Source organism: Microcystis panniformis FACHB-1757 (assembly GCF_001264245.1).
Classification (GTDB): domain Bacteria; phylum Cyanobacteriota; class Cyanobacteriia; order Cyanobacteriales; family Microcystaceae; genus Microcystis; species Microcystis panniformis.
On sequence record NZ_CP011339.1, the window covers coordinates 2,093,608 to 2,106,831 of the forward strand.

Below are 13,224 nucleotides of genomic sequence, written 5' to 3' on the forward strand. Positions count from 1 at the left end.
TTGTGCCTACCTACTTAGCCCTATTGAAAGAACAACACATAGAAATTAAAGGCGTATATTCTAGAGTAGTTATGATAATGTATAAAGATCAATATAAAGAAAAGAAACCTAAAGATAAAACCATCGCTGAGAAATTTAATACCTATCATTTTGTAAAGTATAAAGAGCAAGTGGTTGACTTATTAACCCGTGGGTGTAACGTTAGCGTCGAGACAAGGACAATTATCGAGGAGATGAAAAAATTATCATAAAATATCCCGTGAGCTGCGTTACTTAGCTGCGTTAGCGTTAGTAATACACCCTAATTCTGATAAATTCAAACTATTTAAAATACGGGTTTTTATTGGTCTTTTTCATCCCAGAATATCAGAGATGAATAAAATTCCATCGCTAGGGAAGAATTGAGAAGCTGTAGTGTTTTCTGAGCAGTATCTAAATCATCAAAGCTTAAGAAGTAAACAGTATCATCGAAAATAACTGGTTGATTTTGATAGGGTGATATAAGTTGAAAATTCAGTTTCTTATAAAGTCCAGAAATGGCAATTTTAAAAGGAGAGAAGGTGTAAGAACCAACGCCGAATATAGAAAAATCTGGTTGATTTTGATAGATTTTGCTTTTTCTATTCCCAAAGTAATCTACATGATTAACTAGATACTGCCAAGTTTTTGGCGCTATATCTCGCATATTTTCTGTAGATTCACCAATAAACTTCTGAGTTACTAAAACGTATTTATTGATAATTTCTAGGCGATTTTGTGCCACATCTGAACCTTTAAGGAGAGGATAAAGATAGGTGGTTTCAATATCAACGATTTCCTTTAAACCATTGACAAAAATTCCATTAACTAACTGCAATTCCATGACTTTTGAGCAATCATGTTTAATACCTGAACGCCATTTTTCTACTAGAGGATGCCGATGATATAACTTCTCTAGTCTGATAAAAGTATTTAAATCTCTGACTAGAATATCATTTTGATAACCAATACGCTGAAACTCCCTTTCCTCAAAACTCTTGAAAACATCACAAAAGTAATTTTCTGATTGAGAATCAAATTGACAAAATAGGAGACAAGCATCTACATTAGCTTGAAAATATTTTTGAGTGTTTATCGGATAAATTGCCGAATAGGTGAGATTAATTTTCTGAGTATAAATATAGTTCAAAATTTTTCTAGAAACGGCTGTTTTGCAGATAATTGCCAGATAAGCTGAACGATGATTAAGACATTCAATCAATTTAATTAACATCCATTCTGAAATATCAAAGTTACTTTTTCCTGTGATAGCATCTAAACCCTGATAACCTTGAAAGTTACTTTTTTGCGGTAAATTGCTACCATTAATCAATCCCTGTTTTGAGTTTGTTATCCAAGGTAGATTCCCCAAGAATAAAATATTCTCTTTCCATGCTTGAGTTAGAGCATTCCAATCACAGTCAAAAAAATTATTTTGATGAACTTGTATTCTTGTATCTTGGCATAATTGCTCATCTTGGGCTATCTGTGCAACATAATTAGGATTAATTTCAAAGCCAAGAATTTTTTCAGTTTGTTTGAAGGTAGCTGCTGCCGATTTTAAAAAGTTTCCTGTACCACAAGTTGGCTCAATAATTACCTTGGGATTAACATTTATTTGTGATAACTTTTGGCAAATCTTTTCGGCTAACTCTAAAGGAGTTTGAAAGTCGCCGTATTCAACTTTAACTGGAGAAACTGACATGACTAATTCTCTCTATAAATAGCTATTAATCCTTCTTCTTGACCAGCAAGATCAATTACTCTAGTATATTGTAGTCTCCACTGTAAGGCGTTGGAAATGGTTAAAAATCCTTGTACTGGAGGATTAGCAAGAATTTCATCGGCTATATTGGCTGCTTCCATTTCATCAACGGGTAAGTTTTTATCTAACATAAAGGCAATTAAATCATCTTTGTTACCCTGATTGTTTAAGATGTTGCGAATACCACGAGTCATCTGGAAATCAGCTGTTCTTTCAGCCGATACAAAAATTGTCGTGATCATTCTTAAATTGGCAGTGCGATTGAGACTATTATCTAACTTTTCATAAACAAAAATAATTAAGGAATATCCTAAGCCAAAAATCTTTTGTCTTGCGGATTTAAAAGGACAAGATGATTGTGGTTGTTTAGTACTGGTTACTTTTATATCAACCAGCAACTCAGGAAAATCGATACCACTGGCTGCATTACCCTCAACAAAATCATATTTTTCTTTTAGATATAGTTTAAACTTTTGTTCTAAGTAGGTTCCGATCGCTTTACCATCTGTAACACCGTAGAGCGAAGCTTCTTGATGTTGAGACTCTAAAGCTGAAAATATAGCCGCCTCATTACCTAAAGATTCTTGGGTTAATCTTGACATATATAGCTAAATTAATTAATCTCCTCGTTTTTTCTATCTGACAAAATTAGCAAGCTTTCTTAATTATAAGTCAACTGCCATCTATGTAATACATCGCTGTGAAGCTTGAGACAAAATATTATCGCTCATAGTTTTTTCTTAATATGAGATACAGAAAAGTAGTCCTGTGACTTGGGATTAGCTTTGCTCAAGACTTTTAAATTAACTAAAATTATCGCGCACAACCCTTGTCTAAAACCTATCCCTTATAGAGATATTTCTTAACAATTTGGTCAGTAAGGACTCTAACCCTTATCCTGACTTGATTTCAGTTTTTTCTTTGTCATTAAGGGTGTCAACAAGGAATATTACAGATTGTTAACCGAGTCTTGAAAGCCCTGTGCTAAAAAGGTTTGAAATGTTAAGAAAGATGTGACTAATGGACAGGTCTAAAACCTCGCTCCTGGTTGGCGAAAAGTTTTTGGAGCGGAGTATAAATCCCCGTTACAAAAACGGACTCCTGCCCTCCGCTTGCTGCCTTCGTTAATTATTAACATAGACTGGGCGATGGTGGGGGAAAGAGGGTGAGCACCCATGGCCAAACTCGAAACCTAGCTGCTAACAAGCGAAAAAGTTGGGTTAGTATGAGGGGAGATTACCCTCTGAGGAGTTGCACTAATTATATGGACATCAAATTAATCCTGTTGGCACTAACGGCTGTATTCACCGTCTCTTGTCTCTTTTTCGGCACCCGCAACGGTTTTTATGATAGCGATAACTACGATGGCAATGGTTCCGCTCACTAACCAGTTATCATGATCAGGGTTGCCATGGTTCAACGCTCTACTGCTGTCTGGGGGTCAAAATCCCTTTTATCCTGTTTACCTTTTGGTGTCGGTCACGCATCGGAAGGGGTTTGTCTCCTACTGAAAATCGGTCCCTATCGCATACTTTTAGATTGCGGTTTGGCCGATATGCAACCCCTCACCCAAAATAAAAAACCCCCCGTGGATCTGGTGTTCTGTAGTCATGCCCACAGCGATCACATCCGTGGGTTAATGGCTCTCCATCAGACCTATCCCCAATTGCCAGTTTATGCCAGTGAGGTGACAGTACAACTGCTGCCCCTACAATGGCCCGATTCTGCTGAGGAAATCGGCAGTTTTTGTCAGGGTTGGCCATGGCGATCGCCGTTCGCTCTCTTTGATGATCTCACCGTCGAGATTTTTCCGGCCGGCCACCTACCCGGGGCTGCCGCGGTCCTATTCACCTACAAAACCCCCAAACGCACCTATAAAGTCCTCTATACCGGCGATTTTTCCCTATCTAATTTTCAACTGGTGGAAGGATTATCGATCGATCTGCTGCGGGGAGTATCCCCCGATGTGCTGATTATTGAAGGCAGTTACGGCACAGAGCGCCATCCCCACCGACGACAGCAGGAAAAACAGTTGATGAATCGCATCTATCATGCGATCGCTGAGGGACAAAATGTCCTACTACCCGTCCCCGCTTTGGGATTGGGTCAAGAAATTTTAAAATTACTGCGATCGCACCACCAATTCACAGGTCGCGACATTGATATCTGGGTTGGGGGCAAGATCGCTAAAGCCTGCGATGCCTACCTAGAAATTTTACCGCAATTTCCCGCATCTGTCCAGAATTTTGCCAAACATCAGCCCTTATTTTGGGATGAGCGCATCTGTCCCCGGTTGCGAAAGTTGCCAGAAAAACCGACACCTCTAGGGGGAACCACTCCGATAATTTTACTAATCGATCGCCTAGAGGAGGTGAGTAAATATCTGCAAGGGGATAAACCTTGGTTAATCTTAGTTCCCCAACACCTGCACGATATCAACCTGGAGAATCCCCGATTAAAAGCGGCACAGCGTTCGCGATTAATTAGCCAAGAAACCTATCTACTCGCGGAACATAGCGATAGTCGCAACACCACCCAACTAATCCATAACCTGCGACCGCAGCATATCATGTTCGTCCATGGCTCGCCCCTATATCTAGCGGATTTGACCAGTTTAGAAGAATTACAAAGCCGTTATCAACTCCATTCCCCGGCCGTGGGAACTCTGGTGGAATTGCCTATTGGCGATCGCTTTATGCAACCGACACCCCCGGCCCCCAGCCACTATGAGGGAGAATTAAATGAATCGGATTCGACCATCACTATCACCTTACCAGAGCCGATCACCCGGGATCCCCGGTGGAGTAATTTCGCCGATACGGGACTGGTGGAAGCGCGCTGGCAAGGGGAAGAATTATTATTGCGGGGAGTCTCCCAACGGGAATTATTAAGCGAGAGTCCCAATCGCATCACCAAAGCTTTAGAGGAGATGGATTGCTGTCGTGTCTGTGTCCACTACAAAAGTCAGCGCTGTTGGAATCCCGCTTCTCCCCTCTACGGTTTTAAAGTGGTTCCCGAAGGCTATTGTCCCGTTTTTGAGGCCAATATATAATAATTAGGGAGGCACAATTATTTGTAGGATGGGTTAGCGGTAGCGTAACATAATCGGGCGTTGGGTTTCATGCTTCAACCCAACCTACGTTTATCTTATATTTAAGTAGGGAGGCACAATTATTTGTAGGATGGGTTAGCGGTAGCGTAACATAATCGGGCGTTGGGTTTCATGCTACGTTCATCTTATATTTAATTCCACCCACCTACTTAATTCCACCCACCTACTTAATTAGGGCTGGCTGAAAAAGTTTCAGGGTTAGGAGTCAGTATTCCTGGATTTGCTCCATACAGAAATACTAAAAAATTAACAAAACCCTTATGAAGATTTTAACTCAGGCTCTGTAAGACTTTCCATAGCTAGTATAATACTGGGGGGGAGGTTCAGAAATAAAAGCATGAAAACTGACACGATTTTTTATCAACTCTTTCAATCATTCCCCTCTATCTTCTTTGAATTAATTCAACTCCCTATCAACGAAGCCAATAACTACCGCTTTGACTCAGTGGAAGTCAAACAACTTTCCTTTCGTCTTGATGGAGTCTTTCTGCCGCAAAATAATCACCCCCAGACTCCTATCTACTTCTGTGAGGTACAATTTCAAGAAGATGAGGCTTTTTATCAGCGCTTTTTCACTGAAATCTTCTTATATCTCAGTAAAACTAACTTAACCAATGATTGGCGGGGTGTGATTGTCTATCCTAACCCTCAAGTAGAAACCGATAAAGTTCAACGCTATCGGGAACTCCTCAACTGCGAGCGAGTGAGACGGATTTATCTGAATGAATTAGAAAACACTCCTCAAACTTCGATTGGTTTAGCCACAGTGCAATTAATCACCCTATCTAAAGCAAAAGCGCTTGATAGCACCCGAAAATTAATCCAAAGAGTGCGGGAAGAATTAACCCCCGACCAAAAACCGCAAGAACTCTTACAATTAATAGAGACGATTCTCGTTTATAAGTTACCGCTTCTCAATCGTCGGGAGATAGAAACTATGTTTAGTTTAGATGAATTAAAACAAACTCAGTATTTTCAAGATGTGCGCGAGGAAGCGCGTCAGGAAGGTCGTCAGGAAGGTCGCGAGGAAGGTCGTCAGGAAGGCATTGAGCAAGGCATTGAGCAAGGCATTGAGCAAGGCATTGAGCAAGGCATTGAGCAAGGCAGACTAAACAAAGCACTAGAGGCGGTCCCTCGTTTGTTAGCCTTAGGGTTAAGCGTTGAGCAAGTCGCATCCGCCTTAGAGTTAGAGGTTAAACAGGTTAGAGCTATGCAAAAAGGGACATAAGACTATATCGCCCCCTAACCAAAAAGGAAGGCGTTTAAACCTTCCTTACCATAGAATTGGTCATTTATTGACGTTTGCGAGCCAATAAACCCAGAGAACCCACCGCTAATAAGCCTAAAACGGTACCTGGTTCCGGGGTTGTCTGTGTCTGGGTGCCTTGAATGGTCCAGTTAGCAGCAACTATATTACCTGATACATTGGTCAAATCGACAGAGTAGTTCAAATCATTAGTAAAGTAAATGCCATTGTCTCCATTCACGAACCATGCGTTAGGTGTTTGTGTAGAATTGGTTGAGACGACATTGACATTAGAGTAATCAATCCAATCAGAAGGAACAGAGGTTAATTGTCCTAAGGCATTGGTGACAAAGCTTCCTACACTAAAATCCAACCCATCACCCCCATTAGGATTAAAGGTGGTAAGTAGTCATGCAAAATTAATTACCTGCCCGATCGAGCTAAAACCCTTACGGGGCAATGATCGTCATGTGTAAATAATTTTGCCTAGGTACTTAACGTGGGTCCCATTACCAAAATTGAAGGTGACACTCACAATGTTGCTGGCGGTCCATGTGCTTGGGGGGAAAATTCCGGCACTTTTTCCCTGAAAATGGGTAAAACCCCACACCCCACACCCTGCCACCAGGAAAAACTTTTTGCCGCAAACCCTAATTAGGGTCTATAGAAAAAGTTCCTAAGCGTAATTCCCCGGCTGCTGTCCTTCGACCTGATTCTTACCGAGAAGGAAATCAAGTCAAAAAAAGAACCCTTGCCAACATCTGAAACTGGCTCTCAAAGGGGAAGTCCAGTCATAACTTCTACTGTTTCTCCCGCTTGTATAGTAGTTTTACCCTGGGGAATTATGGCTAAAGCATTAGTACCCGCTAAATTAATTAAATTAGCCGAATTGTGTTGTCCAGAAGCAAGTTGAAATTGATAAACTCCCTCGATAATTTCTATTTTTCCCCAGAGATAAACTTCTCTTTGTCCCTTAGATTTGAGAGTATCGCGGGTGATAACTCGCAGAAATTTGTTCTGATAATCTGTCAATCCCGATAATTTTTTAATGGCCATTTGCACGAAGCGCCAACAGGAAACTAAAGCAGAGACGGGATTACCAGGGATACCAAAGTAAATACAACCGTTAGGAAAAGTAGCGAAGGTTAAGGGTTTACCCGGTTGAATAGCAACGCTGCGAATTAGAATTTCTGCTCCTAATTCCCCTAAAATTCCCTCGATATAATCGTAATCTCCCACGGAAACACCGCCGGTGGAAAGGACGATAGCACTAGAATTAACGGCTTTTCTGATAGTTTCTCTGAGAAGTTCGGGACTATCTTTGATTATACCTAAAGGTCTAGGAATTGCCCCTAAACTGGCGACAAATGCCGTTAAAGCGTAGCGATTTGAGTCAATAATTTGACCTTTTTGGAGGGTTTCATCGGGATTAATTAATTCATCTCCCGTGGAGAAAATTGCCACTTTGGGACGGGAAAAAACTGTTAATTCGGTAGCTTGTGCCGTGGCTAAAACCGCTATTTCTGGGGAATTAATGGCAATACCAGCTTTTAATAAAGTATTTCCCGCTTGATAGAATGTGCCGCGTTGACGCACGAAAAGACCTATTTTTTCGGGAGGGATAAGAATCGCCACCCGCTCCCCTTTTTGTTGAGTATTTTCCTGCATAATAATCGTATCACTGCCGGCGGGTAACATCGCTCCCGTAAATATTCGCGCTGTTTCTCCGGGTTGAATAATTTTTTCGGGGACTTTGCCGGCGGGAATTTCGGCGATAATCTTTAAAGTAACGGGATTTTCTGGATTAGTGTCTTTGACATCTTCGTAGCGGACAGCATAGCCATCCATTGCGGAATTATCCCAGTAGGGAAAGTCTAAATCACTGCTGATATCTTCGGCTAAAATGCGCCCAAAAGCTGCCTCTAGAGAAACTTTTTCTGTTTCCTGTTGGGGTTGAATTTGAGTTAAAATTATAGATTCTGCTTCTTTGACTGAGTACATGGATTAAACAAACAAATGAACCGATTAGCTAGATTAAGGGTGGAAGATATACAAGCTTGGGTCGGGGAAGTGCATTTATCGGATAGGAAGGGTCAGACTCCCTATTATATACCGGTTTTGAACCAAGTTAATCCCGAGATTTTCGCTCTCCAGATTCACTGTCTTGAGGGGGAGATTTTGTCTTGGGGAGATGAAACTTTAACTTTTCCTTTGATGAGTGTGATTAAACCTTTTTTGTTATTATATCTTTTAACCCATTTAGGGGAAGATGCTGTTTTTCGTCGCGTGGGAAAACAAGCTTCTAGTTATCCTTTTAATTCTTTAACTCAACTGCAAGAGGATCGCGGTTTTCCCCGTAATCCTCTGATTAACAGTGGTGCGATCGCTTTGGCGGATTTATTAGCAGGAGAAACGCCGGAATCTCGCTGTGAAAATTTGCTTTTATGGTTAAATGAAATGGGTAATTGTCAATTATTTTTAGATCGATCTGTGCTTGAGTCTGTTCACTCTTCTCCTAATGTTCACAATCAATCTTTAAGCTTAGAATTAGAAAAAAATGGTTATATCAGTCATCGTTATTTAGCTCTAGAAACCTACAATCGAATCTGTTGTTTATCTGGAAAAATTGCCGATCTTGCTAATTTAGGTAAGTTAATTTTAGCTTCTTCTTTTGCCGATATAGTTCTGGAAATTATGACTAATTGTGGACTCTATGAAGCTTCCGAAAAATTTGCTATTGAGGTGGGTTTTCCCACTAAATCGGGAGTTAGTGGGGCCTTATTATCAATTGTACCGCAACAGGGAGCGATCGCTTGTTATAGTCCTCTGTTAAATGAGCAAGGTAATTCAATTTTAGGACTTAATTTACTAACATATATCAGTCATTTTGTCAAGTAAATTTAATCTATGAAAATAAGCTTTAATTCCTCAAAAAAATGCCGATACTTTTTCTGATTTTTCTGGCCAAGTACCGTGAAAACTGGGAGGGATAAAGTTGATTTTGTCAAGGATTGTTAAGATGCGCTTACCCTGATAATTCCAGTGATCAATTGGCTATCCTGATCATCTCCGGTGATTTTCCCGCAGCATAAACATCCCACATTGTCCGATAAGCTTTTTCTAAATTGCGGGTAAAACGAAGCGTATCAAATAACGGATAAGTAAGACGATTTTGTGCTAGTTTCTGTTTAATTTCGTGCAATTTATCAGGAGATTTTGCTAAATTAATCGCTAAATTTTTATACTCCTCTAAATTCTTAGTAATTAATTCAGGTAGGCCAATAGCTGTCAGTAAACTAGCACCAACACGGGAAGGAAAAGTCTCCCCCAAACAAGTTATAATCGGTAAACCTGCCCATAAAGCATCACTCCCAGTAGTATGAGCATTATAGTATAAAGTATCAAGAAATAAATCAGCTAGTTGATGTCGCGCCAAATGTTCCGACTTAGGTTGGAGATGGGCAAAAATTAAGCGATCGCCATCAATTCCTCGCGCTTTTGCTTCCCGACGTAGATTTGCTTCCGCTTCAGCTACTCTCGAAAATAACCATAACACACTACCTGGAACATTAGCCAAAATTTGCATCCATACAGTGAATATTTGCGGCTCAATTTTATAGGTATGGTTGAAACAACAAAAGACAAAACCCGATTCAGGAAGACCATAATGGGAACGAGTAACAGGTTTAGATGATATAATTTGTTGATAATCATTAGCCTGATAACTATCCGGTAAAATTACCAATTTTTCAGTAAAATCATCAGCAGACTCTGGTGGTGTAACTATGGCATCACCAATAATATAGTCGATAAAATCTGCTCCCATTGTCCCCGGATAAACCAAATAATTAACTTGAATCGGTGCCGGTTTTAAAGCCAATATTTGTGTCCGCGCCTTATCAATATATCCCATCAAATCAACTAAAATATGCACCCCATCATGAAAAATCCGTTGTGCAGATTCCGTAATTGATAAAGTAGCAATATCATAAAAGCGATCGCAATCATTAGCAATGCGACGACGATATTCACTACCATCATCAGGACCATAGGAATAGGCAATTATTTCAAAGTTATTGCGATCATGTAAACCAAAGACACTTTGCATCAAATGACTGGTGGGATGATTACGAAAATCATGGCATAAATAACCTATTTTTAATCGTCCAGATCGGGTGCGTGAATGGTTAAAGTTGAGGGGTTTAGTAACTAAGGCTAATTGTCTTTTAACCTCTTGAGCATAGTTAGAAGCTACTTGCAATTGTTGACTAGCAGACCAAGGTTTATATAAGGTATCAAAGGGAGTTACTGCGGTAGATTTTCCCTCTTGTAACTGGTTTTCGGTTAATTGCCAAAGTTGAATTAAATCAGCTTCTCTTGTCTCCCAATTACAAGTCATTTCCTTCATAGAAAATAAGCAAGCAAAAGCCTCTGGGGAATTAGGTTGAATAGCTAAAGCTTGCTTAAATACGCTCATAGCTGCTTCTACTTTGTCCTGTCTTCCTAACGCTAAAGCCAAACTATTATAAGCTTTAATGTATTTAGGATTAAGCTTAATTGCTGTTTGAAAATAAGCGATCGCTTCTTCAATTTTTCCCTGTAGTTGTAACACATTGCCTAAATTAAAGTGTGCTTCTGGATAATTAGGGTTTTTCCTGATTGCTTCTTGAAAATTGACCACAGCATCCCCTAACTTATCCTGCATTTGTAAGACTAAACCTAAATTATTATCAGCAAAAGCATAGTTTTGATTGCTACGAATAGCTTGGTTAAAGCAAATAATCGCCTCGTCTAAATCTCCCTTGCTAACTGCTATTATTCCCAAATTATTGTGAGCTTCTGCATAATTAGGATTAATCAATAAAGCTTGCTTGTAAGCCAAAATAGCTTGATCAATTTGTCCTAAACTATCCATGATTACCCCCAACTGATGCCAAGCAGCTGCATATTGGGGATATTGATTAATTAATTGTTGATAGAGAGCGATCGCATCTTCAAGCTTAAGCTGTTTTTGCAAGGTGTATGCTTGCTGATAAAGGGTATCTGCTGGGGAAGTATCAGGCTGATTATTTGCTATATTTCCTCCAACTAAAGGAGAAATAGGATCAAGAGTAATAATTTTACTGATGTCATCATTTTGAAATCCTAAAGCTTGGGGACGTTTAACTCCTTCTAAGATTTGTATATCATAAAGTTCAGTCACTTCACCTTCTAAGCGTATCCAGTGAACAACTTCACCTGTTTTCAAGTCAATAATTAGCAGACCACAGCGAGGATCTGCTTCTTTAGCCATTAAATTATCATCTAAGATTAACCCCGAAAAAGTCTTATCTACCCCACGATTTTTAGATAATCCAACAATGGCATAATTTCTGACAAATGCTAAACCGCGCAGAAAACCAGGACAAAAAGTAACAGGCTCAAAAATGCCTTTGTCTTGATCAATATAACCAAAGTAACCCGTACCCGCATTTAATAACCATAACTTACCCTGATAAAATCGGGGAGAATGAGGCATAGATAAACCAGTAGCAATTACTTCATTAGACTGAATATCAATGACACAACCGCCAGTTTGTCTTCTGTCTCTCCACCCATCCACCACATCTGATTGACTACAAGCGGTGACATAACGCGCCTTCCCATCTACCAAAGCTAAACCATTGAGATGACAACGATCTTCATTGACTAAAGCGGAAATAAACGATGGTTTCCATAGGGGAATACAACTATGGCGATCGCTGACTGTCGCCAGACAATTTAACATCGTACTGATAAATATAATTCTTTCAGAGAGATTTTCTATTGCTAAATCGTGAATATCTAAATCACTCGTAGTATAACCAATTCTAGGAATATAAAGTTTATCGTAACCATCATAAAGTTGTCCCGATGATAGCACATTATCTAGTTGCCAGATTTGATAGCGGGAACTAAGATAAATCCTTTCTGGGGTAGTATATAAACCCATGGCGCGGTCAAATATTCGCTCAAAACCGGAAAGTCCTCCTTGAGGGTTAACTCCTAAAAACATCAGTCGAGAACTTTGATAAGTAGTAAAAGCCAGACTAATCTGCTGAGACTCTAACCAATCGATGAAGTTACGGGAAGCAATTATCTCTACGGGGATAGATTGATTAGTATTGGGAGTTGATTGATTCATCGGTTGTCTAGTCCAAATCTAAAGCAAATTTTATTTTTACATAAGTAGGTAGGCGTTAAAAATTATCAGATGCCCCCCTTATTAAGGGGGGATTAAGGGGGGACTAAGGGGGGATCGGCACCCCCCTTATCAAGGGGGGCAGGGGGGATCGAACCTAAAATCCATTTTTAATTTAATTATAACCAGCTACTTATCGTAGGGTGTGAAGCGCGATAGCATAACGCACCAATTTAATAATAGAGGTGGTGCGTTACGGCGGCTTGTTAATTTTGGTTTTTTGACGGAATTGATAGCCGACTAACGCACCCTACACCTAAATTAGGTGTGTCAGTCCACTACGATTTATGTTTTTGTTTGAGCGCGATCGTTTATAATCAAAATATCATTATTTTGGGTTTGCTGAATAAGTACGGGCGAAGCATTCGGATAGAAAATCTACCTTTTCACCGATAGGTTATTGTCCGAATGCTTCGCCCCTACAGGACGCGGGCCGATGAAGACGCAAGGTTTTGAACGACGATTCTCTCAAAATCTTGCACCTGTTTCGCTCGTAAAGCCCCAAAACCTTTACTTTGCCTACATTTCAAATTTATTCAGCAAACCCTATTTTGGAGTAAAAGAAAAATGCGTAAACAGACCATTCAATATACATCATCTTTAGATGCTTTGATTGCTGTTGCCAAGCGACTTAGCGTTTATGAGAACCAACATAAAATGGATTCCGAAGATTTTTATAACCAATACAATCAGGGAACATTATCAGATGATATAATATTTATAGAATGGGCAAACGATTATCGTCATTACCTTGCTTTGCGTCAAGAATTAGAACAAATATTAAATCATGCTGCTGAAACTTTTATCTGATTACCTCAATCAAGTAGAGCAAGCAATTGTGGAGCCAGTAGGGTGTGAAGCGC

At 39.8% G+C, this 13,224-nt stretch carries 8 protein-coding genes and 3 pseudogenes; 6 read left to right on the top strand and 5 right to left on the bottom strand.

The annotated features are described in order from the left end of the window. Positions 1–86: 86 nt before the first annotated feature. Positions 87–251, top strand: a pseudogene (locus VL20_RS28030) (helicase); the annotation flags it as partial. An 18-nt stretch (positions 252–269) separates the two neighbouring features. Here the strand turns inward: VL20_RS28030 and VL20_RS10090 are convergent. After that, positions 270–1,723: pseudogene (locus tag VL20_RS10090) on the bottom strand (SAM-dependent methyltransferase). Positions 1,724–1,725: 2 nt separating this feature from the next. Continuing rightward, entirely contained in the window at positions 1,726–2,385 is a 660-nt protein-coding gene (locus VL20_RS10095; RefSeq protein ID WP_052276420.1) for a type II restriction-modification system restriction endonuclease, read from the bottom strand. Positions 2,386–3,047: 662 nt separating this feature from the next. Between VL20_RS10095 and VL20_RS32510 the strand changes: the two genes are divergently transcribed. From VL20_RS32510 to VL20_RS10105, 3 genes are all read left to right on the top strand, one after another. Beyond that, positions 3,048–3,170: a hypothetical protein gene (locus VL20_RS32510; RefSeq protein WP_002737208.1), complete on the top strand. Its 123-nt coding sequence runs from the start codon at positions 3,048–3,050 to the stop codon at positions 3,168–3,170. Positions 3,171–3,194: 24 nt separating this feature from the next. After that, positions 3,195–4,835, top strand: a complete 1,641-nt coding sequence (locus VL20_RS10100) for an MBL fold metallo-hydrolase (protein WP_052276421.1) — start codon at positions 3,195–3,197, stop codon at positions 4,833–4,835. Positions 4,836–5,232: 397 nt separating this feature from the next. Next, positions 5,233–6,123, top strand: coding sequence for an Rpn family recombination-promoting nuclease/putative transposase (locus VL20_RS10105; protein WP_052276422.1), 891 nt, complete (start codon positions 5,233–5,235; stop codon positions 6,121–6,123). Positions 6,124–6,187: 64 nt separating this feature from the next. Here VL20_RS10105 and VL20_RS33730 read toward each other — a convergent pair. Next, positions 6,188–6,751 (bottom strand): annotated as a pseudogene (locus tag VL20_RS33730) (PEP-CTERM sorting domain-containing protein). A gap of 164 nt (positions 6,752–6,915) precedes the next feature. Beyond that, positions 6,916–8,142: a molybdopterin molybdotransferase MoeA gene (locus VL20_RS10115; protein WP_052276424.1), complete on the bottom strand. Its 1,227-nt coding sequence runs from the start codon at positions 8,140–8,142 to the stop codon at positions 6,916–6,918. A gap of 15 nt (positions 8,143–8,157) precedes the next feature. On the opposite strand from VL20_RS10115, the gene VL20_RS10120 reads away from it, so the two are divergent. Next, the gene (locus VL20_RS10120; protein WP_052276425.1) at positions 8,158–9,039 is read left to right on the top strand and encodes a glutaminase; all 882 of its coding nucleotides are present in this window, start codon (positions 8,158–8,160) and stop codon (positions 9,037–9,039) included. 148 nt (positions 9,040–9,187) lie between these two features. Here the strand turns inward: VL20_RS10120 and VL20_RS10125 are convergent, their stop codons facing one another. Continuing rightward, positions 9,188–12,304: a TIGR03032 family protein gene (locus VL20_RS10125; protein ID WP_128575184.1), complete on the bottom strand. Its 3,117-nt coding sequence runs from the start codon at positions 12,302–12,304 to the stop codon at positions 9,188–9,190. A 624-nt stretch (positions 12,305–12,928) separates the two neighbouring features. Here VL20_RS10125 and tumA point away from each other — a divergent pair. Next, on the top strand, positions 12,929–13,171 hold the full coding sequence (tumA, locus tag VL20_RS10135; RefSeq protein WP_052276426.1) for an antitoxin TumA: 243 nt from the start codon (positions 12,929–12,931) through the stop codon (positions 13,169–13,171). The last annotated feature ends 53 nt before the right edge of the window (positions 13,172–13,224 follow it).

Bases quoted from the DNA above. Each gene is read 5' to 3' on its own strand.
- VL20_RS32510 (WP_002737208.1), top strand. From the start codon at position 3,048: ATGGACATCAAATTAATCCTGTTGGCACTAACGGCTGTATTCACCGTC.
- tumA (WP_052276426.1), top strand. From the start codon at position 12,929: ATGCGTAAACAGACCATTCAATATACATCATCTTTAGATGCTTTGATT.
- VL20_RS10100 (WP_052276421.1), top strand. From the start codon at position 3,195: ATGGTTCAACGCTCTACTGCTGTCTGGGGGTCAAAATCCCTTTTATCC.
- VL20_RS10120 (WP_052276425.1), top strand. From the start codon at position 8,158: ATGAACCGATTAGCTAGATTAAGGGTGGAAGATATACAAGCTTGGGTC.
- VL20_RS10125 (WP_128575184.1), bottom strand. From the start codon at position 12,304: ATGAATCAATCAACTCCCAATACTAATCAATCTATCCCCGTAGAGATA.
- VL20_RS10105 (WP_052276422.1), top strand. From the start codon at position 5,233: ATGAAAACTGACACGATTTTTTATCAACTCTTTCAATCATTCCCCTCT.
- VL20_RS10095 (WP_052276420.1), bottom strand. From the start codon at position 2,385: ATGTCAAGATTAACCCAAGAATCTTTAGGTAATGAGGCGGCTATATTT.
- VL20_RS10115 (WP_052276424.1), bottom strand. From the start codon at position 8,142: ATGTACTCAGTCAAAGAAGCAGAATCTATAATTTTAACTCAAATTCAA.